Below are 23,328 nucleotides of genomic sequence, written 5' to 3'. Positions count from 1 at the left end.
AGACTGCGGATACGCATGAGACCCGATCATGCCAGTCCGAAAGACTGCGGATACACATGAGACCCGATCATGCCAGTCCGGATGACTGCGGATACACATGAGACCCGATCATGCCAGTCCGGCAGACTGCGGATACGCATGAGACAAGGTCACGCCAGTCCCGAGGCAATATCAGCTCCCCACCATTTTTCATCCTTATGATTTATTTCAATTTCCGAAATATATGGTAAAATTCAAAGTGAAATAGGGGTGTGTAAATAAGGGGAGTGTATTAATGCGGGTATTTAAGAATTTGGGATGGTTTTTTAAGCTCGAAAAGAAAAGTTATATTATAGGATTAGTGATGCTTGTTCTCGTTGCACTGATGGAGCTCGTACCGCCGCAGGTTATCGGCCGGGTTATCGATCAGATTACGACGGAAACATTGACATCAAATACACTTATATTATTCGGTGTGATGCTGGTTTTTGTCGCAATTTTAACTTACATATTCAGATTCTTCTGGCGCGTGATGATTTTCGGAGCGTCGAACAGACTTGGACGTACATTAAGAGAGCGGCTGTTTAAAAAATATTCGGTAATGTCTCCGGCATTTTTTGGCAAGCGGCGGACAGGGGACTTAATGGCGCACGCGACGAATGATATTAATGCGGTTCAGATGACGGCGGGGGCTGGTATTTTAACGATTGCCGACTCGGTAATTACAGGCGGTGCCGTGCTGATTACGATGGCGCTGACTGTCAGTCCGAAATTAACATTGATTGCGATGATTCCGCTGCCTTTTATGGTGATTCTAACCAGCTGGTACGGTTCGATTTTAAGCAGATTGTTCCGCGTTGCCCAGGCAGCGTTCAGTTCTTTAAACGATAAAACCCAGGAGTCCATTGCGGGGATCAAAGTGACAAAAACTTTCGGCTATGAAGATGAAGATTTAAAAGACTTTACCAATTTATCCGATGATGTCGTAAAGAAGAATTTAAAAGTGGCAAAAATCGATGCACTATTTGATCCGACAATTACGGCGATTATCGCAATCAGTTATTTTCTGTCGATATTTTTCGGTGCGCGTATGGTTGTGGCTGATGAAATTACGCTCGGTCAGCTCGTTACATTTACGACGTATCTCGGCATGATGGTCTGGCCGCTTTTGGCTCTCGGCTGGTTCTTTAATTTAATCGAGCGGGGCAAGGCATCTTACGACCGGATAGAGGAAATAATGAACACTAAAAGTGATATCGGTACGAATGTAACAAGTGATGTTGTACCGTCAGGTGATATTACTTTTAACGTGTCCGAATTTTCGTTTCCCGGTGAAGCAGAAGTATCACTTCGTGATATTCATTTCACTCTAAAAGAGGGTAAAACACTCGGTATTGTCGGACGCACCGGATCAGGCAAAAGTTCAATTATCAGGCTCCTGCTCCGTGAGTTTGATACAGATGCTGATAATACAGTCGCTGTAAACGGTGTTGATATTAAACAGGCAGATATTAAAAATCTGCGTCAGCTGTTCGGCTATGTGCCGCAGGATAATTTCCTGTTCTCGACGACAATCAGAAATAATATTGCCTTTACCAATCCTGACATCAATATTGAAAAAATTTATCGTGCTGCTGAGTTAAGTTATATTCATCAGGATATTACAGCTTTCCCTGCAGGTTACGACACAATTGTCGGTGAACGCGGTGTGTCACTGTCAGGCGGCCAGAAGCAGAGGATTTCGATCGCCAGGGCTTTAATAGAAAATCCGGAGGTTCTTATACTGGATGATTCACTGTCGGCAGTAGATGCTGAAACAGAGACAGCAATCTTAAACAACATTGAACAAAACAGAAGAGGTAAAACAAATATAATTACAGCTCACCGTATGAGTGCGGTAAGAGATGCTGATTTAATTTTAGTAATGGAAGACGGCCGTATCATTGAACGCGGAAATCACGCTTCACTTACTAAAGCAAAGGGCTGGTATTACGAAACATTTAAAACGCAGTCTCTTCGCCAGAGTTTATCGAAAGCGCTTGATGAAACACTGGAAGGGGGTCGAGCTGATGACAACTGATGTAATTAATTTAACGTTAAAAGATCAGTTCCGCGTACTTGGACGGCTGTTAAAATATACGCTGCCGTTTAAAGGTATCCTGGCACTCGCGTTCACTATGCTGATAATCTCGACGGTGATGGGTGTGATGACGCCTTATCTTGTAATGATTTTTATCGATGATTACTTAACACCGTCGATCTTCCCGGAAGAAGATATCATGTGGCTGATCATCGCGTTTATAACAGTCAACGTCGTTGCGGTGCTTACTACGTACTGGCAAATATATTTACTGCAGGTGCTCGCTTTTAAAGTGATTCAGCAGCTGCGTATCGATGCCTTCCAAAAAATCGGCAAGCTCGGTATGACTTACTTCGATAAAGTGCCGTCAGGCAGCGTGGTATCCCGTCTGACAAATGATACGCAGGCAATTGTTGATATGTTCACATCGGTCCTCGGCACATTCTTAATGGCAATATTTATGGTGATATCGAGCTTTGTGATGATGTTCATTCTGGATGTAAAACTGGCGTTTATCACGCTGATCTTTATGCCGGTTATCATCTTTATACTGCTCGTTTACCGTAAATATTCCGCGCGCTATTTTTCACATGCACGCGGTCTGTTAAGCGACATGAACGCAAAACTTTCAGAATCAATAGAAGGCATGAAGATTATTCAGGTCTTTAATCAGGAAAAACGTCTGCAGCGTGAATTTGAAGTGATTAACGAAGAACATTATCAGTATAATTTACGCACGATAAAACTGGACGGACTTCTCCTAAGACCGGCAATCGATATGATTTATATTTTATCGATTGTAGTTATTTTAAGTTACTTCGGTTTTCTTAGTTTTGAAACGAGTGTGACAGCAGGTGTTATTTTCGCGTTCATTCAATATATGGAGCGGTTCTTTGAACCGATTAACCAGGTCAGTCAGAACCTGAACATTTTCCAGCAGGCACTCGTTGCGGCGAGCAGAGTATTTACGCTGCTGGATGACGACCGTCACGAACCGGCACAAATTATTAAAAAAGAGTATAAAATTACGGATGGACAGGTAGAGTTTAAAAATGTCACATTCAGTTACGACGGCAATGTCGATGTGCTGAAAAACATCAGTTTTAAAGTGCTGCCCGGAACAACAACGGCACTCGTCGGACATACTGGTTCCGGTAAGAGTTCTATCATTAACCTGATGATGAGATTTTATGAATACGAACATGGTGAAATTTTAATTGACGGACATTCTATTAAAGAACTGCCTAAAGAAGAAATGAAAAATAACATCGGACTCGTACTGCAGGATCCATTTATCTTCTACGGTACTTTAACATCGAACATTAAACTGTATCACAGCACGATGACGTTCGAGATGGTAAGGTCGGCAGCGGACTTTGTCGGAGCAGACAGTTTTATTAATAAACTGAAAAACCGGTACGAACAGAAAGTTGTCGAAAAAGGTGCAGACTTCTCGAGCGGGGAACGTCAGCTCCTGGCATTTGCCCGTACGATGGCAACGAATCCTAAAATTTTAATATTAGATGAAGCAACAGCAAATATTGATTCATCGACAGAAGAGAAAATTCAAGCCTCACTGATGAAGATGAGAAGCGGCAGAACAACGCTCGCAATTGCACACAGATTGTCGACGATTCAGGATGCCGATGAAATTCTCGTTTTAAACAAAGGTGAAATCGTTGAACGTGGAACTCATGATGAATTGGTACAATTAAAGGGAATTTACTATAAAATGTACCGTTTGCAAAACAGTAAACAATAATTTGTCATATTTAATCAGCTTAAGATATTCATTGCCCCCGTCAGATTTGGTATACTGAATCTGAATGGGGGTATTTTTAATGGGTTCAGAAGTAACATTTCTCCTTGCCTTCGGTGCAGGTGTACTGAGTTTTGTGTCCCCTTGTGTACTTCCGGTTTTCCCTGCTTTCGTTTCGTATATTACCGGAATGAGCTACAACGAGGTTGAAAAACAGAATTTTAATGGGCGTGCCATTTTACATACATTGTTTTTCTTAATAGGATTTAGCTTAATATACATCGCTTTAGGTTTTGGAACGTCATTCTTTGGCGGCTTCCTTATTGAACACAGTAACTTAATTCGTCAAATTGGTGCGATCTTAATCGTTGTTTTTGGACTGGTTATTACAGGTGTCCTTAAATTTGATTTTCTGATGAAAAACCATAAAGTGCAATTTAAGAACAGACCATCAGGATTTTTAGGTTCAATCTTAATCGGTATGGCATTCGCAGCCGGCTGGACACCATGTAACGGACCGATTATCGGTGCGATATTTGCAATGAGTGCATCAGAACCGAGCAACGCATTAATGCTTATGGTTGTATACTGTCTCGGATTTGGCGTTCCGTTCTTCGTCTTAAGTTTCTTCGTATCGAAGACACGCTGGATGCTGAAATATTCAAACGGTATTATGAAAGCTGGCGGAGTGATCATGATATTGATGGGAATATTATTATACTTTGACGGTTTAACGCAGATTATTATATGGCTGCAGCCGTTCTTCGGAGACTTCCAGGGATTTTAAGATGATAGAATTTCTGGAATCGATAGAAGAACTCCTGTTTTTGATCGCATCAATCGGTGCGGTTATAATGGGGATTGTCGTTATTTTTGTCCGCAAGCATGCAAGTAAAACACCGCTGACATTAAAGAAAATTATAATACCGCCAGTAATGATGTCAACGGGAGCATTGATGTATATATTCCCATACTTCAGACTGTCATGGATACACATCGCTGAAACGATAGTTATCGGCGCAATATTCTCAGTAGTCTTGATTATTACGACGAAATACGAAGTTAAGAATTCCGAACTGTATGTCAGACAGACAAAAGCATTCCCCGTAATTTTAATGGGTCTGCTGCTGGCGAGAATTGCATTGAAGTATATATTCTCACTGAATACAACACCAGGCGAAATCGGCGGAATGTTTTTCCTGCTCGCGTTCGTTATGATCGGAATTTGGCGTTTATCAATGTTTATCAAACATCATGACTTTAAAAAACAGCAGGCCGTCGCATGACGGTATGCTGTTTTTTTGATTTTATGAGAATGTTTGTGCCGGTTAACAACGGCATCTTTCTGTTGTGAATCTGCAGCTCTTGGTTAACAACGGCATCTCCCTGTTGTGAATCCACGTCTCTCGGTTAACAACGGCATTTCCCTGTTGTGAATCCAAAGCTTCCGGTTCACAACGGCGTGTCCCTGTTGTGAATCCAAGGCTCCCGGTTAACAACGGCATCTCCCCGTTGTGAATCCAAGGCTCCCGGTTAACAACGGCATCTCCCCGTTGTGAATCCAAGGCTCCCGGTTAACAACGGCATCTCCCCGTTGTGAATCCAAGGCTCCCGGTTAACAACGGCATCTCCCCGTTGTGAATCCAAGGCTCCCGGTTAACAACGGCATTTCCCCGTTGTGAATCCATCACTGATACTGCAACAAAAAAAGCAAACCATCCTATGATGGTTTGCCGCTTACTTTTTCTGTCTGTTCAAAGATGGAGAATTTTTGTTTCTCGTCATCTGCAAGTTCAAACAGTTCTGTGTATGGTGTGTAATCTATCTCAAGCTGCTTTAATTTTTTCTTCATAAACTTATGGTCTTTCTTCGGTGTAGCGATAATGTAGCCTTTCATTATCTGATCGAGTTCAATCGTTTTAACACCTTCATCCAGCGCTATTTTTGAAATCCTGCCGGCAATTCTTTCCTTTGCAACATCTCTGAACAGTTCCGGAACCGGGCTGACCAGTTCGTTCAGCAGTGAGCGGGCGTCCTTATTCCATAAAGGCAGGGCTTTTTCTATGTAGTAATCCTGCCAGTCGAGTTCTGAATAGCCGTCTCCTTTAGGCATGCGGCGCAAGAATTTTCTAAACATGAAGAATCCGCCAATCGTCATCGCCCCGAGCATAATGAATGTCCATATCGCAATTAAAATCATAAATATATCAAATGACACTGTAATCACCTCTACTTAACTCATATTATACATATCTTGAACTTTGTTTGTCCATTTAATAATTTGTGACGATATATAGTGTGAGAGGAGGTGGGAACATGATAAAAAAACTGAGTGCAAAGTTTTACTTCTACGCTGTAAACGAAGAAGGTAAGGAGGTGACGAAATCACGCTCGATTCACAGTCTGTCGAGTGAAGCCAGTGATGCGGGTGTCAACGCTCTGGCAGCCATTTACGAGAATTTGACAGGGGAACAGTATTCACTGGTTGAAAAAGTAGTGACGCATATCGTCGATTAATTAAACTGAACATCATTAATAGAGAGGAGGAACACCAATGGATGAAAAATTAGTAATGGTATTTACTACGAACGTGGATAAAAGATTTAATCTGACTGTTAATAACCCGAAAGCAGGTATTACCCCTGCAGAAGTTGAGGCAGAGGCAGCGCGTATAATTGCAGAAGATATTCTGCGCCCGGTACAGGGGATTCCGGTTTCCCTGTATTCAGCGAAAATCGTCAACACAGCAACGACAGTGCTTAAATAATATGGACTGGATACCTTTTGTGAGCGAGGTTGGATTTCCGGCTGTAATTACGTTTTTCCTGCTGTACCGCATGGAAACTAAATTAGACGATTTAATCATTACAATCCAGCAGCTCAAATAATATACAGACTCTTACCGGTTTTACCGGTGAGAGTCTTTTGTCATTCAGGAAGTATGATAAAATCAATATAATGACTTTAAGAGGTGACTATAATGCGGATTTTACATACAGGCGACTGGCATATCGGCCGCAAAATGAACGGTCTCGATTTAATCGAAGATCAGGCATACATATTGAAACAATTAATGACCGAAATTGAAAAAAATGATATTGATATGGTAGTCGTTGCCGGGGATATTTTTGACCGTGCAAATCCGTCACAGCGTGCGTTAAAGCTTGCGAACGACACACTTTATCAAATAAATATGACATTAGAAAAACCGCTCCTCGTTATTAACGGCAATCACGACAGTCGTGAACGTTTGAATTATGGCAGCGAATGGTTTAAAGCAACGGATTTTCATATAAATACAAATCTCGATCAGGCACATATTCCTGTAAGCATCGGTGACACAGATTTTTATCTGCTGCCGCATATTGAAGTACTTGAGGCGCGGAACTATTTTGAGGAGGAGACAATCGTTTCTCATCAGGATGCCTACGATAAAATACTTGAAAAAATTAACGTCCGTCTGGACAAAGAAAAGACGAACATACTGGTTGGACATTTATACTTATCAGACAGTATCGAAAGTGACTCAGAAAGACCGCTGTCGATGGGGCTGAGTGAAGCGGTGAGCGAGGATACGTTCAGTAATTTTGACTACTCACTGCTAGGTCATCTGCATCATCCGTTTGCAGTAAACAGCGAGAAATCATTTTACAGCGGGTCTTTATTAAAATATTCATTCTCGGAACATAAACAGCCTAAGGGCTACAGAATAATCGATACTAAAAAGAAGAAGGTCTCTTTCATTCCGCTGGAACCTAAACACGATGTCGTCGTATTTACCGGTGATTATGAAGCGGTCGTTAACGAGACGGTCACGTTTAAAGATAACGATGCATATTTTAAATTTGAATTATCAAATATGAGTTATGTAACAGAACCGATGAGTAAAATTAAAATGATTTATCCGAATACACTGGAGTTAAAACCGTTAATTGAAGATCGTTCATCAGAGCTACAGACGGTGGATATGACGACGACAAGTGACGTGGATATCTATCAGTCATTTATAGAAACGACTCTCGACAGAAATGTAACGGATTTCGATAAAACGATGTTTAAGTCATATTTTGCAGGTGAACATAATGAAACTGATTAACTTAAAAGTAGAATATTTCGGACCGTTCGAAGCTGAAGAAATCAATTTCGAGAGTCTTAATAATAAATTGTTTTTAATTAGCGGACGTACGGGTTCAGGCAAGACGATGATTTTTGATGCGATTGTCTATGCATTGTACGGCAGCGCGTCAACGACCGGGCGTGATGAGGAGTCGCTGCGCAGTCAGTTTGCACCGGTAGATAAGCAGGCACAGGTTAAGCTTACTTTTGAAGTGCGCGGTAAAGAATATACAGTAGAGCGTACTTTGAAATATCATAAGCCCGGTAATAAAAGTGCGACACCGCCGAAAGCTGTACTGTATGACAGCGAAAATAATATTCTCGCAGGAAAATTGAATGAAGTAAGAGATACAGTTGAGGATATTGTAAAACTCAACCGTGCTCAGTTCAGAAAGATCTTAATACTGCCGCAGGGTGAGTTTAAAGAGCTGCTCGTGTCATCGAGTACTGATAAACAGGAAATACTCCGCACATTATTCCAGACCGGACGTTTTTTAAACTTTGAACTCAATTTAAAAGACAAGCTGAAAGAACAGTCGGCTGAAGCGGCTAAACTGGATATGAGAATTAGTGAGCGTGTCAAACACATTCATACTGAGGACATTGATATTACAGAGCAGCAGGAATTTCCAAACTATAATATTGTGCTGGAATACGCCGATGGTGTGATTTTCAGTTATGAGAAAAAACTTGAAGAGCTGACTGAAGACGGTAAAAAACTTAAAACTGAACTTGAAAACAACACACAGGCATTACTGAAAAAACAACAGCATAATGAACAAATTAATAAACTTAATCAGTTAACTGAATCAATTGATGCTTTAAAGAGCCAGACTGAATCAATCGATATTTGGCGTAAAGAAATTAATGACTTTGAAACAGTTTCATCAATTAAATACGAACTGCTGCGCCGTAAAGAATTGGCTCGGTCAGTAGACGAGATTAATGAGGCTCTGACTAAAGAAAAAGAACAGCAGTCAGAACTGTCAGAGCAGCTTAAAAACAGTAAGACACAGCTTGAACAGGCTGAAGAAAATATACCGGATATGAACAAGAGGCAGCAGCAGTACTACAGCAGAGAATCATTCCTGGCAACCTCATATGAAGCGCTGAATGATGATATTGCCGCTCTGTCTGCAGAACTCGAACAAAAAGAAACAAAAGCTAAAGTATTAACGAGTTCTGCAAAAGACACAAAGGCGCAGCTTGAAAAGCTGTCAGCAACACGCTCCGATGCCTCTGAACTGCAGGAACATCACATTGAATTACGCGATAAGTGCAGCAAGCTTGAGGCTGAAGCCGTAGCGGCTCACGCTGATCAGGCTCTGTTGGATGAACGCAGTGAAATTAAAAATAGTATTGAAGTGAACAATAGAAAGCTCGCTGAACTGAAAGAAGAAGTAAAACTGTTTAACAGCAACCTTGCTGATTATGATGAAGAAACTGTGCAGACGATTAATCATTTGATTAATCATTTAGAGCTGGGTGCAGCATGTCCGGTCTGTGAACAGAATATCCTCGAACTTCCGGAGTCGGGCGGATTTTCTGAAGAGGACAGACTTCAGCTGAATACATTGCAGGAAAAGCTGTCAGAGCATGAAGAAGCTAACCAGAAACGCGTAGTGCGCATCGATGTTATCGATGAACTGCTGAAAGATAAAGAACATAAAGATCCTTCAGTGCTGGATACAGAACTCGAAAAGCTGAAGGAACAAAAAGATACAATGGGCAGAAAACTTGCTCAAATTAACAGTGAACTTGAACAAAAAGAACAGCTGAACAATGAACTATCCAGACAGAATGAAAACATTCATACACTGCAGCTAAAAAATCAGGAAATGAAAAATACTGCAGATCAGCTGTCAGAAAAACAGCATAACTTCAAAGAAGTAACGGGCTTCACTGATTATAATGACTTTAAAGTTCACATGAGTAATGAGCATAAATTCATTAAAGAATTCCAGGCCAGCTTAAATCAGCTGAAAGAAGAAGTAAACAGCTTAACGAATCAGCAGGAACTGTCCTCTTTGAAAGTTAAATCACTTGAAGCGGATAGCGAAAAAACAGCAGCTTCATTGACGCAGTTTAACAGTGAAATCGATACGTTTATGAAAGTACATAAGTATTCAGCTCAAGACGTGCTTTATAAGATTATTCACGATGAGTCGATTCCAGTTAAAAAAAATAAGGTGAAATCATTTGATGACGAGAATTTATCTCTTAAAAATCATCTTGATGAGCTGAAGAAAAATCTCGAATCGACAGAGAAATTCAGTACCGATGAAGATGTGCGTGCTGTGAGCGAGGCCGAGACTGCGCTAGAGTCTGCACGGGAATACTATGCTGCTGTGAATGAAAGAAAGAATCAGAATATTTCTTCCAGGAACTATCTTGCGGAATTAATCGATACATTCAATGCATCCTACGAGGAATTCAGTCAGCTGAACGAACTGGTTGAAGCGGTGCAGGGGAAGAAAGGCCAGAAAGTATCACTAGAGAGATACGTACTGACGTACTTCTTAGAACGCATACTGGATCTTGCCAATGTAAGATTGACTGCGATGACAAACCACCGCTACAAGCTGCAGCGCAGCATGAAAAAAGTGAACCGTTACAGCGGTCTTGATATTGAAGTGTTCGATTACTACAATAATCAGGCGCGTAATATTAATTCATTATCAGGCGGGGAGACATTCCAGGCATCACTCGTTCTGGCACTTGCATTAAACGAAGCACTGCAGCAGGAGTCAGGCGGAATTACACTCGATACGATGCTGATTGATGAAGGCTTCGGGACGCTCGATCACGAGACGCTGGAAGTTGCAATATCCACCTTAATAGACTTGCAGACTACAGGGAAAACAATTGGTATTATTTCACATGTGGAAGAATTAAAAGAACGTATGGAACATATTTTATATGTGAAACCTGATAACGAACGGAGCACGACAGAGATTGTGACACTGTAGACAATGATTAGTCATAAAAAGTGCATAATTTACATGCGCAGTAATTTTAAATTTTGTTAACATAAGAAGTAAGATGAATGGTAGGAGGGGACACACTTGAAAAAGTGGTTAATCGCGGTTTTGGCATCACTCATGTTTTTATCAGCGTGCAGTGCAGGCGCAGTAGAGACGATGAGCCGGTACGGTGATGAAATACAGGACTTCGAAGTGACGAATCAAGATGATGAAACGTTCACGAGAGAAGATATGGACGGTAAAGTATGGCTCTTAAGCTTTATCTTTACGAACTGTGCGACTGTATGCCCGCCGATGAGTCAAAACATGACTGCAGTAGCGCAGGAACTGGAAGACAAAGGTATTGAGGACTACGGTATTATGAGTTTCTCGGTTGATCCTGAGGTCGATACACCTGCAGTACTCACAGAATATGCAAGCTGGTATGATATACCGGAAAATACGGATTGGCAATTCTTAACTGGATACGATTACGGATTCATTAGAGGATTTGCGGAAGACAACTTTAAAACAATCGTTGCACCGCCGCCTAAAGGCAGTAACCAGGTAACCCACGGAACTTCATTTTACTTAATCGATGCTAACGGTACAATTATTAAAGATTATGCTGGTGTGGATTCAGGAGACAATAAATTCCCGCAGGCTGAAGTGGTATCGGATGTTGAGAAACTGGTAGAACAGAATAATGAAGAGAACTAAGTAAATATGACATTCCCTGAGAAGGGGATGTCTTTTTTATGTTAAAAATCTACTCTGCTTAGGCTGTTAAACTTTTGCAATACATGAGATAATTTAATTGAAAGAAAATTCAATCAGGAGGTTTTAAAATGAGAGCAGCAGTATTTCATAATGCAAAAGACATTCGAGTAGAAGACATCGATGCACCAAAGATTCAGGATAATCAGGTAAAAGTTAAAGTGGCGTGGGCTGGTATATGCGGAAGTGATTTACATGAGTATAATGCAGGTCCAATTTTCATCCCTAAAGATGAAGAATCTCCGTTAACGGGTAGAAAAGCGCCATTGACTATGGGCCATGAATTTTCGGGAGTAATTGAAGAAACAGGATCAAACGTTGAAGGTTTAAAAGCAGGAGATAAGGTGACGATTAATCCCTTAATCACCGGTAAAGTACACGAAAAAACATTGGTAGATATGTACAAAGGTTTTACATTTGTAGGCTTAGGAAGTGATGGCGGCTTTGCTGATTATGTTGTAGTGGACAAGGAAAATATCGTTAAATTAAAAGACGATACTTCGCTGGAACTTGGAGCTTTGGTTGAACCTACTGCTGTGGCCTTACAGGCAATCAGAGAGTCAGAAATGAAGTTTAGTGATTCAGTTGCGGTGTTTGGTGCAGGTCCTATTGGACTTCTTACAGTTATTGCAGCGCGTGCAGCTGGAGCAAAAGATATTATTGTATTTGATTTAAGTGATACTCGACTTGAAAAAGCAAAAGAAGTCGGAGCAACTTATACTGTGAACTCAGGTAGTGAAGACCCTGTTGAATTTGTGAAAAAACATTATCCGGATGGTGTAGACAGAACATTTGAAGTTGCAGGTGTACCTATTACTCTTAATCAAGCAATAGCTGTCACAAGAGCGCGCGGTATGGTTACAATAGTTTCGATATTTGAGAAAGCTATGGAATTTAATCCTATGCTGTTGACATCAAGCGGTGTGAGAATTGCATCCACACTTGCTTATGAACCGGATATCTTTGAGGCGACTGTGAAAATGATGGAAAGCGGTCAGATTAATCCGTACCCGGTAATTACAGATCACATTGAACTGGGAGATATTGTTGAAAAAGGATTTGAAGCGTTAATTAACGATAAGAGCCAGGCTAAGATTTTAGTCAAATTAAGCGGCGATAAATAAAATTTTATATTATTAAGTGTATAAATTTGTACAATAAAAGTCTAATTTTCTTGAAATTAAGAGGATTAGACTTTTTAATAAAAAAATTTAAGGGAATGGGACAAAAACGTCAGATGATAGTATATTTCATAAAGTATAGTCATAAGTAAAACTCGCACGCGAGACTCCTTGGGGAATAGCATCAGCGTAAGATTACAGGCATACGCGGTGCCTAAAGGATTGCTAACGTACGGATTATTTGTGCTGAAAATACTTATGTCTCAGCCTTTTGAATTTAAACAAGTTTTAGCTAGTTTTTCTGATTCTTAAAGTAATCATGACTGCTGATAACAGAACCAGACCTGCGAAAATGCTGATTAGCAGGGTATTATTATTGTCTGCCGGGGCTGCCATTGCTGTGTTTGGCATTTCAGCAGGCATTTCCATCATAAACTGATCTGGCATTTGTGTAACGATTGCACCGGACAGTCCTTTACTTGTCATAAACATATGGTGATATGCTTCTCTTGTTTGTTCATATGCAACTTGATAATCTTCAGCTGCATATGCATCGAATGCACCAACAAGCTGTTCTACATGCATCTGTAATCCTTCAGCTAATGCTTCGGCAGGCAGGTTGCCGTCTGTTGCTGTATCCATGAACATTGAGAATTCTTCTTTCTGAAAAGATCTATGACGGAGTTTCTTGTAATAGTAATCAGCCAGGTAGACATTTTGGCCTTGTCGGCATCATATGGATTTTTGTTCTGCCATAGCTTGGTGAATACATCCTGAACAATTTCTTCGGAAACTTCGTGGGTCGAAGTCATTTTGTAGGCATAGGAATAAAGTAATTTTTCGTATTTGGAATAGATGGATTCGAGTGCGCTCTTGTCACCTGAACACATGCTATCGTACAGTTCCAAGTCCGTTTTAGTCATCTGATTCTCCTCAATTTACGTCTTTCATCATATTTTATATAATAAAAAAGCATAGAAGCGTAGGTGACATAGCTTCTATGCAGTCTTAACTTTCAGAATTCAACTCAGTATAGATTACCCAGCGGTTCGGCGTGCCGCCAACATCATAATCATAGACGCCTTCACATGTAATAAGATTTAATAAGCTGCGGTGGGAATAGCCGAAAATTTTATCTAATGGTGCTTCGTCCGCATCATATAGTTCTTTATCGAAAACAGTAAAAGTGAGCACTTCACCTTCCATACCGTGAATGATAATTTCATCGCCTTGATTCAGCGTATGAAGCTCTGAGAACACTCCGGGATCAACAGTATCACTCACGTGACCTGCAATAACAGCGTTACCAGGTTCACCTGGTTTATAGCCTGGTTCATACCAGGAAGTGTCATCGATAGATTCTGGTACTGCCATTTCTCCATTATCTAAAAGGCCGAGAGAGGCAGTCACGCTTTCTTCAGCCGGTTCACTTTCCGGGACTTGCTTTTCAGAATCGTTTGCAGTGCAGCCGGCGAGCAGAATTGTAAGCAATAAAGGCATTAACAGCTTCATAAAATTCCTCCTTGTCTTAATAAGGATACGCAGAAAAAAGAGATTTAGATCACATAAGTTTTTAAACCGGGATTAATTATCAAATTTTCAGGGTAGATAAATTAAAAGGAGAGTGGATATCAATATGAGTAAATCTGTATTAATTATGGTTACAAATGCTGACACAATTGCAGGTAACAAGAATAAACCGACAGGTGTGTGGCTGTCTGAAGCGGCTGAACCGTATATTGCATTTCAAGGTGCGGGCTTCAAAGTTGATATAGCATCACCTAAAGGCGGGGAAGTACCTATCGATCCAAATTCAGTCGAGAATGGTAACGATGATGAGAAATTTACTGAAGTAACTAAACTGCTTCAAAACACACCGCGTATCGGAGATCTCGTTTACGAGAATTATGATGCGATATTTTTAGCAGGTGGGCACGGCGCAATGTTCGATTTCCCGGGAGATGCGGATATTCAAAATATTATGGCTTACTTTAAAGATAATGGAAGAGTTATCAGTGCAGTATGTCACGGTCCGGCAGCATTTGCCAATGCGAAAACTAAGGACGGTAAATATTTAGTCGATGGGATTAAATTGACTGCATTTACAAATGAAGAAGAAGATGGGGCGAACCTGTCCGAAGATATGCCGTTTATGCTGCAGACTAAACTTGAAGAAAACGGCGCCGGTTTTGTTAAAGGCGCGGCAGGGGAAGAAAATGTTGTTTCAAGCGGCAATTTCGTTACAGGGCAGAATCCGGCATCATCACAGGCTGTTGCAGAAGCAGTCATTAACAGACTAAGATAATAAAATTATGGTTATGACGGTGTCCTTTATTAAGGCGCCGTCTTTTATTTTCGTGGAAATGATGGTGAGGTTAAAGGACAACACCACATCCCTGTTGTCCCCAAAGTCTCATTAAAGGACAACACCACATCGCCGTTGTCCCGGAAGCTCTGTTAAAGGACAACACCACATCCCCGTTGTCCCGGAAGCCTCATTTAAGGACAACACCATATCCCCGTTGTCCCCGAAGGTCTGTTAAAGGACAACACCACATCCCTGTTGTCTCCCAAAACAGCAATCAATACAAAAAAGACCCGGAAACGTAAGTTTCCAGGTCACTTATCAAAATATTAAGCTGCAGCGTTTTTGTTTTTCATCTTGTTTATAGTAAGCATGATTGCAATAAGAATTACGATACATAAAATGTTTTTCGAGAACAACGGCAGTGCCGACATATTAATAAGTATACCGACACCGAGTGCCAGTAGACCGTAAATTGGGAACTTACCTGCAAATTGTGCGAGTACTGCGCCAAAGATTGCCGGGAGTACGAACGGAAATACTTCCTGAACACTTTCCGGAATAATTGTTAACAGCCACAGTCCGGCAAGGATAACCGGTATCAGTATAATTTTGTTGACCAGTGATGCTGCACTGATGCCGAGTGTTCCAATGATTTCACCTTCGTCAGTTCCCGCCTTGACTCCGACTGCTTCCTGACATGATGCAACTGCCGGGAGACACATATTTGATATGTTTCCTGTAAAGAATGCAACATATGTCCCGGATACTCCGAGGACAGGGAAATACATAATCGGTTCTAAAAACCAGACAATGGCAACGACTGCTGCGTATGCTAAAAAGCTGTTAATAATTAATGAGAATCCGGGATGGAATCCCATTATGAATGAAATGTATAACGGCATTGCAAATGATATTAAAATTGCTAACCCTAAAGTAATACGGCCCCATTTATGAGAGGCTGCTCTAAATTCCTGCATAAAAACCCCTCCGTTTTATATAAAGAAATAAACTGCGAATAAGCTGATCAGTATAGAAAAACCTAATGACCATTCTTTCAGCCAGTTAATTCCTTTTTTATTTGCTATATAATTAAATGTCAGTGACGAAATTACCGCCACAATTGCCGTGAAAAGATAAGGCGCGCCTTTAATCATTTCAGCACCGGTTAATGAACCGAACACCGCAATCATTGCACCGCTTGCAATGATGCCCATTAGATATTCACCTTTAGGTCTTGATGTGAGTTTAGTCTGAATCTTGCTCAAGTACGGTGTAGCGAAAAATGTAAAAATCATCCAGCCGGCACCGCCGATACATAATGTCCAGACAATAAGGTTAAATATTTCAGGAGTAAAACCATCTCCTGCTAAAGTTGCTCCTGCTGATTGTGCGGACAGCTGTGCACCCATACTTTCAATAGGAGCCGATCCGATAACACCGATTCTCATCATTGTGAGCGGGTTGCCGATTAATGAAATCAGCGACACAGCCACGATGATGATACCGATTGACGGTCCAATCGCAGTAATACTTCCTGTTTTAATTGCACGTTTAATATTTGTTTCACTGATGCCGACATCTCTTGCTGCTTTTTTTGATAAAGATAAAAATTTAAGTGCCTGAAATATAACCAGTGCAACAATTGCAGAAGCAAATATCCAGACAACAGGCGAGTTGGCAAAATCCATTCCTGTCATGTAATAATGAAACCCTACCGTTAAACTGAACAAATAAAGACGAGAATGTTGATTTAACCTGTGCTATTTTACGTTATTATGCAAAAGTTCATGTAGATAAGGCATATCCATATATTTTAAAATGGGCAGATACCAGTGACGTGCGAGAATGGGCGTGTGCAGGAGTCGCTACCTCAACATTAGCCCACTATCCAGGACCAGCAACTATTGATCAATTGAAGAAAATATTTTTTCGAGAGAGTGGTATATTCGAAGAAATGCAAGTATCGCTTTAAGCGAATTAGCGGTTGCTCCAAGTGAGTTGAGTATCATATTTAATGGAGATGATCCGTATGCTAAGGAGCAATTAATCTATTATTATGACCAGAAAGGATTAAGTCATGGATGTTAGGGAAGTGATTCAATATACGGAAATATTTTTCTTATACTATTTATTTTTTTATGTGACCTATATTTCAGTTGGGAATATATTTGCAATGGTTAAAATTTACCGAAATCGACAACGCAGGTTGATGATGAATCAGTTAGACCACGAATATTACTATCCAATTTCTATTATCGTGCCAGCTTATAATGAGAGTGCGACCATTCTTTCGACAATCAATAACTTGTTGTACCAGGATTACAAAATTTTTGAAATAATTGTTGTCGATGATGGATCTACAGATGGTACTGGGCAAAAAGTGATTGATGCATTTGATTTGTCACTTATAACCCATCCAATTCGTCTTCAAGTCCTTAGTAAACCTATACAAGCGGTTTATGGTCATAAAATAGGACGCATTTCGATTAAATTGATTCGCAAAGAGAATGGGGGGAATAAGGCTGACTCTGTAAATGCTGGGATTAACGTTTCAGAGTATCCGTATATTGTGTCAATGGATGCCGATGAAATTTTACAAGCGGACGCCTTAAAGCATGCGATTAGACCTTTCTTTGAGGACGCGACTACGGTTGCTGTTGGTGGTTTATTAGGCGTTTCAAATGATGTTGTTTTTAAACATGCATATCCTGTGGAAACAAAAATCTCTAAAAGTTTGGTAGCAGCTATGCAGTCACTAGAGTATTCACGAGCCTTTATGGGCTCTCGCATTTTTAGCGATGCTTTTAATGGTAATTTAAATGTATCGGGTGGGTTTGGTCTCTTTAAAAAGGAAGCGCTTATTCGTGTGAATGGTTATGATGTGAATAGTGTGGCTGAAGACATGGACTTGGCTTTACGCTTACATCGGTATTACGTAGAGAATAAAATCCCCTATAATAATCGGTATGTTGCGAATGCAATCTGTTGGACGCAAGCGCCTTTTACTTTAAAAGACTTGACGAAACAGCGGTCGAGATGGCATCGAGGATTAATACAAAGTATGTGGCAACACCGTACCATCATGTTAAATCCTAAATATGGTTTACTAGGTACCGTATCGTACTTATTCTATTTTCTATGTGAATTGATGGCGCCATTTATTGAATTAATAGGTATCATCATTATTTCTTTATCATTCATGCTAGGCATATTAAATGTTTCTTCCGCGATAGCACTTGCGCTGTTATATTTTCTGTTTTGTGTTTTTCAAACGATGGTTTTCTACGTGGGCAGATATTTTATCCAAGACTATCAATTTTTCCGCGGGGATACCTTAAAAGCTTTTGGTATTACAATTCTAGATTCGATCTTCTATAGACCCTATCTACTATTTGTTCGTTTATATGCTGCGATTACTTATAGTACCCACTTGCATAGTTGGCATAAGATTGAACGAGAAGCATTCGATAAGACAAGCTAAATAAAGCTAGTGCATTTGTAAAGAGACAAGTAGCTTTAAGGAATAAGGATTTGTGCTTGCTTGTTGTCTTTTCATTTTTATACAGTATTTGCACATTCTAACCTAAATTAATATAGTAATGAAATTTCAGGAGACCGGATTTAAGGGACTTTTATTAGAATTCTATGAGTAGATTGTATATAAAATTGTGAAACATGATAGTTTTTTACATGATTTTGTTGACTTTGCATAGTCAATAGCGTAATCTTAGAAAAAATAAAGCAACCTTTAAATCAAGTCCTGTGAGGCTTTCAAGGGGTCAAGTGAAACCATGCGAATGGTTTGTTTACTATATCTTCAATTTACTTGTAGTGTCGTAAAGCGCTTAGCCCTCGGGCTAAGTGCTTTTTTTTATAGTGTAAATGTAAATGGTCATAATCGGTATGTTCGTTGAAGGTGAGTGAAAAAATGGAAAAAATATTGTTGTTAGAAACTGGTGAAACATTTTATGGTGAAGCTTTTGGTGCTACGAAAGAGGTTATTGGCGAAGTAGTCTTTTCAACAGGAATGACAGGTTATCAAGAATCATTAACTGACCAGAGTTATAACGGTCAAATGTTAACATTTACCTTTCCATTAATTGGAAACTATGGTGTAAATGCTGATGATTTTGAATCTGTAGACCCTACCGTGAAGGCTATCATTTGTCGTGAAGTTGCACGTTTCCCATCTAACTGGCGATCAAAAATGAGCTTGGATGAGTTCTTAGTGGAATATGATATACCAGGCATTAAACATATTGATACGCGTCAATTAACCAAAACAATCCGTAGTCACGGAACGATGAAAGCTAGTTTACTAAATGAGGGGACTGACATTGAAGCTGCGCTTGCGACACTTCGCGCGACAGACTTGCCTACAAACCAAGTAGCGCAAGTATCAACTAAAACGCGATATGTGAATCCAAATGCTGGTAAGAATGTGGTCGTAGTAGACTTTGGTTTGAAACATTCAATTTTACGTGAATTAAACAAACGTGAGTGTAATGTAACGGTGGTACCATATGATACAACTGCCCAAGAAATTTTACGTTTAGCTCCTGATGGCGTCATGTTAACCAACGGCCCTGGGGATCCAACGAGTATTCCAGAAGCTTTAGACATGATTAATGAAATTCAAGGTAAAATACCTTTGTTTGGTATCTGTCTTGGTCACCAATTGTTGTGTTTAGCGAATGGTGGCGAAACCTTCAAAATGAAATTCGGCCATCGTGGCTTTAACCACCCTGTACGTGAAATTGCTACTGGTCGTATTGATTTCACTTCTCAAAACCACGGTTATGCGGTAGATGCTGATTCATTAGTGCATACAGATTTAGAAATCACTCATATCGAAATCAACGATGAAACGGTAGAAGGTGTGCGCCACAAAACTTTACCTGCTTTTAGTGTGCAATATCATCCTGATGCAGCACCAGGACCACATGATGCAGACCACTTATTTGATCGTTTTATTGAATTAATGGATAACAACAAGAACTTGGAGGGGACTATTTAATGCCAAAACGTACTGATATTCACAAGATTATGGTTATCGGATCTGGTCCAATTATCATCGGACAGGCAGCAGAATTTGACTATGCTGGTACACAAGCATGCTTATCTTTACGTGAAGAAGGTTATGAAGTTGTATTAGTTAACTCCAATCCAGCAACTATCATGACTGACACGGAAATTGCTGACAAAGTGTATATTGAACCGATTACGCTAGAATTTGTATCACGCATCTTACGTAAAGAGCGTCCAGACGCGATTCTACCTACTTTAGGTGGCCAAACAGGTTTAAACATGGCGATTGAATTAGCCAATGATGGTATTTTAGATGAATTAGGTATCCAATTATTGGGTACAAAATTATCAGCTATCGATCAAGCTGAAGACCGTGACCTTTTCCGTAATCTAATGCGTGAATTGAATGAACCAGTTCCTGAGAGTGATATTGTACATACAGTTGACGAAGCACTAGCTTTCGCAGAACAGGCTGGTTATCCAGTAATTGTACGTCCTGCCTTTACCATGGGTGGAACAGGTGGGGGGATTTGTAATGACCCTGCTGAATTACGTGAAATTGTTGCTAAGGGCCTTAAATTATCGCCTGTAAACCAATGTTTGATTGAAATTTCAATCGCTGGTTACAAGGAAATCGAATACGAAGTAATGCGTGATAGCGCAGATAATGCTTTGGTTGTTTGTAACATGGAAAACTTTGACCCAGTTGGTATTCATACAGGAGATTCAATTGTTTTCGCACCGACCTTGACTCTAACAGACCACGAAAACCAAATGTTGCGCGATGCATCATTAAAGATTATCCGTACCTTAGGTATTGAAGGTGGTTGCAATGTGCAATTAGCCTTAGATCCAAACAGCTTCAATTACTACGTTATTGAAGTAAACCCACGGGTGAGCCGTTCTTCAGCGCTTGCATCTAAAGCAACTGGTTATCCAATCGCCAAAATTGCAGCCAAAATCGCAGTAGGGTTAACACTTGATGAAATGATCAACCCTGTAACAGGTACAACCTTAGCCGAATTTGAACCAGCTTTGGACTATGTGGTTGCGAAGATTCCACGTTGGCCATTCGATAAATTCGAGAAAGGTGATCGTCAGTTAGGTACTCAAATGAAAGCCACTGGTGAAGTCATGGCTATTGGTACGAACCTTGAAGAAGCGCTGTTAAAAGCTGTCCGTTCACTAGAAATTGGTGCTGAACACATGGCAAAAACTGCTAGTCGCGAAGCTGATGAAGTAACCTTAATTGATAAGATTACACGTGCACAAGATGACCGTATCTTCTACTTAGCTGAAGCTTTGCGCCGCGGATATACCATTGAACAATTGCATGACATGACAAAAATTAATCTCTATTTCCTAGATGTTTTAATGCACATTGTAGAATTAGAAAATACACTTGAAGCCAATAAAGAAGATGTTGCTGTCTTAAAAGAAGCAAAACGTTATGGTTTCTCTGATTTAGCCATCTCTAGACTATGGGAAAATGATTTAGCAGATGTACGTGACTTACGAGCTGCAAACGGCATTCGCCCAGTCTACAAAACCGTTGACACCTGTGCGGCCGAGTTTGAATCGAACACACCATACTACTATTCAACCTATAGTGCTGATAACGAAAGTATGCCTTCAGACAAAAAGACTGTTTTAGTATTAGGTTCAGGTCCCATCCGTATCGGTCAAGGGGTAGAATTTGACTACACCACAGTTCACTCTGTTAAAGCAATCCAACAAGCTGGCTACGAAGCGATTATCATGAATAACAACCCAGAAACAGTTTCAACTGATTTCTCTATTTCGGATAAACTTTACTTCGAACCACTTACTTTAGAAGACGTACTACATGTCATCGACCTTGAACAACCAGAAGGGGTTATTGTACAATTTGGTGGTCAAACAGCGATAAATCTAGCTGAACCATTACATGCATTAGGTATTCCTATCTTAGGGACAACCGTAGAAGACTTAGATCGTGCTGAAGACCGTGACTTGTTCGAGCAAGCCTTAACAGACTTAGGAATCCCTCAACCAGAAGGTTTTACAGCAATGTCTGTAGAAGATACTTTACAAATCCCAAGTAAGATTGGCTATCCAGTCTTAGTACGTCCAAGTTATGTCTTAGGTGGGCGTGGTATGGAAATCGTGGATAACGATGCCGACTTACGCAGCTATATGGAAGATGCCATGATTGCCTCTCCAGACCGTCCAATTTTGATTGACCATTATGTAGTGGGTACCGAAGTCGAAGTCGATGCAATTTGTGACGGTGAAAATGTCTTAATCCCAGGAATTATGGAACATATCGAACGTTCTGGGGTCCACTCAGGTGACTCTATGGCCGTTTATCCTTCACAAAGTCTATCTGATGAGGTGAAGGCGACCATCGTCGATTACACTGAACGTCTATCTTTTGGCTTAAATTGCTTGGGTATGATGAATATTCAATTCATTGTTCAAGATGGCCAAGTTTATGTGATTGAAGTAAATCCACGTGCCAGCCGTACAGTACCTTTCTTGAGTAAGGTAACGGGTATTCCAATGGCACAAGTAGCAACGCGTGCTATCCTTGGCGAAAGCATTATTGACCAAGGTTACCAACCAGGTCTTTACGCTGAAGGCAACATGGTTCATGTAAAAGCACCAGTATTCTCATTCACTAAATTGAACCTAGTTGATCCGCAATTAGGACCAGAAATGAAATCAACTGGTGAAGTGATGGGTTCAGATATCAACCTACAAAAAGCACTATACAAGGCCTTTGCAGGTAGCAACATCCACGTCAATGATTTCGGTAATGTCTTGTTCACAATTACCAAGGCTGACGTAGCAGAAAGTTTGGCATTGGCACAACGTTTCCGTCAAATTGGCTTCAGTGTCATGGTAACGGGCGACATGCAAGCGGAATTTGAAGCTGCAGGTATTGATACTGTTGCAGTGACATCAAATGAAGTAACAGACGAAAAAGAAATTGAGCAAACATTAGTGAACTTGATTACCGAAGAACGTGCACAAATTATCATTAATACATGGGGGCGCGCGCGACACGACCAAAACTCGGGTCAATTAATTCGTAAAGCTGCCATCGAGCGTGGTGTGCCACTATTAACATCCATCGATACAGCAGAAGCAATTCTATACGTATTGGAAGACCGCGGTTTCCAAATCAATGCGTTAGTATAAACCGCCATCTGATT

21 protein-coding genes are annotated in these 23,328 nt (G+C 40.5%); 15 read left to right on the top strand and 6 right to left on the bottom strand.

Annotated elements, in window-relative coordinates; genetic code table 11:
- The first annotated feature begins 274 nt into the window (after window positions 1-274).
- From H625_RS0101395 to H625_RS0101380, 4 genes are all read left to right on the top strand, one after another.
- Window positions 275-2,059: an ABC transporter ATP-binding protein gene (locus H625_RS0101395; protein WP_026858287.1), complete on the top strand. Its 1,785-nt coding sequence runs from the start codon at window positions 275-277 to the stop codon at window positions 2,057-2,059.
- Window positions 2,049-3,821: an ABC transporter ATP-binding protein gene (locus tag H625_RS0101390; RefSeq protein ID WP_026858286.1), complete on the top strand. Its 1,773-nt coding sequence runs from the start codon at window positions 2,049-2,051 to the stop codon at window positions 3,819-3,821. The genes H625_RS0101395 and H625_RS0101390 overlap by 11 nt, the downstream gene beginning before the upstream one ends.
- A 79-nt stretch (window positions 3,822-3,900) precedes the next feature.
- A complete protein-coding gene (locus H625_RS0101385; protein WP_026858285.1) occupies window positions 3,901-4,605 on the top strand; it encodes a cytochrome c biogenesis CcdA family protein in 705 nt (234 codons plus the stop codon).
- Window position 4,606: 1 nt separating this feature from the next.
- Window positions 4,607-5,104 (top strand): CcdC family protein, encoded by a 498-nt coding sequence (locus H625_RS0101380; protein ID WP_035784908.1) that lies wholly within the window; start codon window positions 4,607-4,609, stop codon window positions 5,102-5,104.
- Window positions 5,105-5,538: 434 nt separating this feature from the next.
- Here the strand turns inward: H625_RS0101380 and H625_RS0101375 are convergent, their stop codons facing one another.
- The gene (locus H625_RS0101375) at window positions 5,539-6,018 is read right to left on the bottom strand and encodes a DUF2621 family protein (RefSeq protein ID WP_035784999.1); all 480 of its coding nucleotides are present in this window, start codon (window positions 6,016-6,018) and stop codon (window positions 5,539-5,541) included.
- A gap of 116 nt (window positions 6,019-6,134) precedes the next feature.
- On the opposite strand from H625_RS0101375, the gene H625_RS0101370 reads away from it, so the two are divergent.
- From H625_RS0101370 to H625_RS0101345, 7 genes are all read left to right on the top strand, one after another.
- The gene (locus H625_RS0101370) at window positions 6,135-6,335 is read left to right on the top strand and encodes a DUF1659 domain-containing protein (protein ID WP_026858282.1); all 201 of its coding nucleotides are present in this window, start codon (window positions 6,135-6,137) and stop codon (window positions 6,333-6,335) included.
- Between the two features lie 37 nt (window positions 6,336-6,372).
- Window positions 6,373-6,585 carry a DUF2922 domain-containing protein gene (locus H625_RS0101365; RefSeq protein WP_026858281.1) on the top strand — a complete coding sequence of 71 codons (213 nt, stop codon included), beginning with the start codon at window positions 6,373-6,375 and terminating at the stop codon, window positions 6,583-6,585.
- Window position 6,586: 1 nt separating this feature from the next.
- The gene (locus H625_RS13340; protein WP_084135661.1) at window positions 6,587-6,706 is read left to right on the top strand and encodes a YvrJ family protein; all 120 of its coding nucleotides are present in this window, start codon (window positions 6,587-6,589) and stop codon (window positions 6,704-6,706) included.
- Between the two features lie 92 nt (window positions 6,707-6,798).
- The gene (locus H625_RS0101360; RefSeq protein ID WP_026858280.1) at window positions 6,799-7,914 is read left to right on the top strand and encodes a metallophosphoesterase family protein; all 1,116 of its coding nucleotides are present in this window, start codon (window positions 6,799-6,801) and stop codon (window positions 7,912-7,914) included.
- Window positions 7,901-10,903, top strand: a complete 3,003-nt coding sequence (locus tag H625_RS0101355) for an AAA family ATPase (RefSeq protein ID WP_026858279.1) — start codon at window positions 7,901-7,903, stop codon at window positions 10,901-10,903. The genes H625_RS0101360 and H625_RS0101355 overlap by 14 nt, the downstream gene beginning before the upstream one ends.
- Window positions 10,904-10,999: 96 nt before the next feature.
- The gene (locus tag H625_RS0101350) at window positions 11,000-11,617 is read left to right on the top strand and encodes an SCO family protein (protein ID WP_026858278.1); all 618 of its coding nucleotides are present in this window, start codon (window positions 11,000-11,002) and stop codon (window positions 11,615-11,617) included.
- A gap of 128 nt (window positions 11,618-11,745) precedes the next feature.
- Window positions 11,746-12,798: a 2,3-butanediol dehydrogenase gene (locus H625_RS0101345; RefSeq protein ID WP_026858277.1), complete on the top strand. Its 1,053-nt coding sequence runs from the start codon at window positions 11,746-11,748 to the stop codon at window positions 12,796-12,798.
- A 285-nt stretch (window positions 12,799-13,083) separates the two neighbouring features.
- On the opposite strand, the gene H625_RS0101340 is transcribed toward H625_RS0101345, so the two are convergent.
- The 3 genes from H625_RS0101340 to H625_RS0101335 form a co-directional block, all read right to left on the bottom strand.
- Complete coding sequence (locus H625_RS0101340) at window positions 13,084-13,437, bottom strand: hypothetical protein (protein ID WP_245573079.1); 354 nt, start codon at window positions 13,435-13,437, stop codon at window positions 13,084-13,086.
- On the bottom strand, window positions 13,395-13,718 hold the full coding sequence (locus H625_RS13335) for an RNA polymerase sigma factor (protein ID WP_084135658.1): 324 nt from the start codon (window positions 13,716-13,718) through the stop codon (window positions 13,395-13,397). Before H625_RS13335 ends, H625_RS0101340 begins: the two co-directional genes overlap by 43 nt.
- An 85-nt stretch (window positions 13,719-13,803) precedes the next feature.
- On the bottom strand, window positions 13,804-14,307 hold the full coding sequence (locus tag H625_RS0101335) for a class F sortase (protein ID WP_035784905.1): 504 nt from the start codon (window positions 14,305-14,307) through the stop codon (window positions 13,804-13,806).
- A gap of 124 nt (window positions 14,308-14,431) precedes the next feature.
- Here H625_RS0101335 and H625_RS0101330 point away from each other — a divergent pair, with 124 nt between their 5' ends.
- Complete coding sequence (locus H625_RS0101330; protein WP_026858274.1) at window positions 14,432-15,100, top strand: type 1 glutamine amidotransferase domain-containing protein; 669 nt, start codon at window positions 14,432-14,434, stop codon at window positions 15,098-15,100.
- A 329-nt stretch (window positions 15,101-15,429) separates the two neighbouring features.
- On the opposite strand, the gene H625_RS12360 is transcribed toward H625_RS0101330, so the two are convergent.
- Both H625_RS12360 and H625_RS0101320 read right to left on the bottom strand, forming a co-directional pair.
- On the bottom strand, window positions 15,430-16,080 hold the full coding sequence (locus tag H625_RS12360; RefSeq protein WP_035784902.1) for a hypothetical protein: 651 nt from the start codon (window positions 16,078-16,080) through the stop codon (window positions 15,430-15,432).
- 15 nt (window positions 16,081-16,095) lie between these two features.
- Entirely contained in the window at window positions 16,096-16,800 is a 705-nt protein-coding gene (locus H625_RS0101320; protein ID WP_026858273.1) for a DUF5058 family protein, read from the bottom strand.
- Between the two features lie 380 nt (window positions 16,801-17,180).
- Here H625_RS0101320 and H625_RS12355 point away from each other — a divergent pair, with 380 nt between their 5' ends.
- The 3 genes from H625_RS12355 (at window position 17,181) to carB (ending at window position 23,314) form a co-directional block, all read left to right on the top strand.
- Window positions 17,181-18,584 carry a glycosyltransferase family 2 protein gene (locus H625_RS12355; protein WP_051238924.1) on the top strand — a complete coding sequence of 468 codons (1,404 nt, stop codon included), beginning with the start codon at window positions 17,181-17,183 and terminating at the stop codon, window positions 18,582-18,584.
- Window positions 18,585-19,031: 447 nt separating this feature from the next.
- Window positions 19,032-20,120 carry a carbamoyl phosphate synthase small subunit gene (locus H625_RS0101310; RefSeq protein WP_026858272.1) on the top strand — a complete coding sequence of 363 codons (1,089 nt, stop codon included), beginning with the start codon at window positions 19,032-19,034 and terminating at the stop codon, window positions 20,118-20,120.
- Entirely contained in the window at window positions 20,120-23,314 is a 3,195-nt protein-coding gene (gene carB, locus H625_RS0101305) for a carbamoyl-phosphate synthase large subunit (protein WP_026858271.1), read from the top strand. The genes H625_RS0101310 and carB overlap by 1 nt, the downstream gene beginning before the upstream one ends.
- Window positions 23,315-23,328 lie beyond the last annotated feature (14 nt).

The organism is Jeotgalicoccus psychrophilus DSM 19085 (assembly GCF_000425845.1).
Lineage (GTDB): Bacteria > Bacillota > Bacilli > Staphylococcales > Salinicoccaceae > Jeotgalicoccus > Jeotgalicoccus psychrophilus.
This window is presented reverse-complemented; position numbering and strand designations above follow the sequence as displayed.

Excerpts from the sequence above, each read along its gene's own strand:
- H625_RS0101395 (WP_026858287.1), top strand. The coding sequence starts at position 275 with ATGCGGGTATTTAAGAATTTGGGATGGTTTTTTAAGCTCGAAAAGAAA.
- H625_RS0101390 (WP_026858286.1), top strand. The coding sequence starts at position 2,049 with ATGACAACTGATGTAATTAATTTAACGTTAAAAGATCAGTTCCGCGTA.
- H625_RS0101385 (WP_026858285.1), top strand. The coding sequence starts at position 3,901 with ATGGGTTCAGAAGTAACATTTCTCCTTGCCTTCGGTGCAGGTGTACTG.
- H625_RS0101380 (WP_035784908.1), top strand. The coding sequence starts at position 4,607 with ATGATAGAATTTCTGGAATCGATAGAAGAACTCCTGTTTTTGATCGCA.
- H625_RS0101375 (WP_035784999.1), bottom strand. The coding sequence starts at position 6,018 with ATGATTTTAATTGCGATATGGACATTCATTATGCTCGGGGCGATGACG.
- H625_RS0101370 (WP_026858282.1), top strand. The coding sequence starts at position 6,135 with ATGATAAAAAAACTGAGTGCAAAGTTTTACTTCTACGCTGTAAACGAA.
- H625_RS0101365 (WP_026858281.1), top strand. The coding sequence starts at position 6,373 with ATGGATGAAAAATTAGTAATGGTATTTACTACGAACGTGGATAAAAGA.
- H625_RS13340 (WP_084135661.1), top strand. The coding sequence starts at position 6,587 with ATGGACTGGATACCTTTTGTGAGCGAGGTTGGATTTCCGGCTGTAATT.
- H625_RS0101360 (WP_026858280.1), top strand. The coding sequence starts at position 6,799 with ATGCGGATTTTACATACAGGCGACTGGCATATCGGCCGCAAAATGAAC.
- H625_RS0101355 (WP_026858279.1), top strand. The coding sequence starts at position 7,901 with ATGAAACTGATTAACTTAAAAGTAGAATATTTCGGACCGTTCGAAGCT.
- H625_RS0101345 (WP_026858277.1), top strand. The coding sequence starts at position 11,746 with ATGAGAGCAGCAGTATTTCATAATGCAAAAGACATTCGAGTAGAAGAC.
- H625_RS0101340 (WP_245573079.1), bottom strand. The coding sequence starts at position 13,437 with ATGGATACAGCAACAGACGGCAACCTGCCTGCCGAAGCATTAGCTGAA.
- H625_RS13335 (WP_084135658.1), bottom strand. The coding sequence starts at position 13,718 with ATGACTAAAACGGACTTGGAACTGTACGATAGCATGTGTTCAGGTGAC.
- H625_RS0101335 (WP_035784905.1), bottom strand. The coding sequence starts at position 14,307 with ATGAAGCTGTTAATGCCTTTATTGCTTACAATTCTGCTCGCCGGCTGC.
- H625_RS0101330 (WP_026858274.1), top strand. The coding sequence starts at position 14,432 with ATGAGTAAATCTGTATTAATTATGGTTACAAATGCTGACACAATTGCA.
- H625_RS12360 (WP_035784902.1), bottom strand. The coding sequence starts at position 16,080 with ATGCAGGAATTTAGAGCAGCCTCTCATAAATGGGGCCGTATTACTTTA.
- H625_RS0101320 (WP_026858273.1), bottom strand. The coding sequence starts at position 16,800 with ATGACAGGAATGGATTTTGCCAACTCGCCTGTTGTCTGGATATTTGCT.
- H625_RS12355 (WP_051238924.1), top strand. The coding sequence starts at position 17,181 with ATGGATGTTAGGGAAGTGATTCAATATACGGAAATATTTTTCTTATAC.
- H625_RS0101310 (WP_026858272.1), top strand. The coding sequence starts at position 19,032 with ATGGAAAAAATATTGTTGTTAGAAACTGGTGAAACATTTTATGGTGAA.
- carB (WP_026858271.1), top strand. The coding sequence starts at position 20,120 with ATGCCAAAACGTACTGATATTCACAAGATTATGGTTATCGGATCTGGT.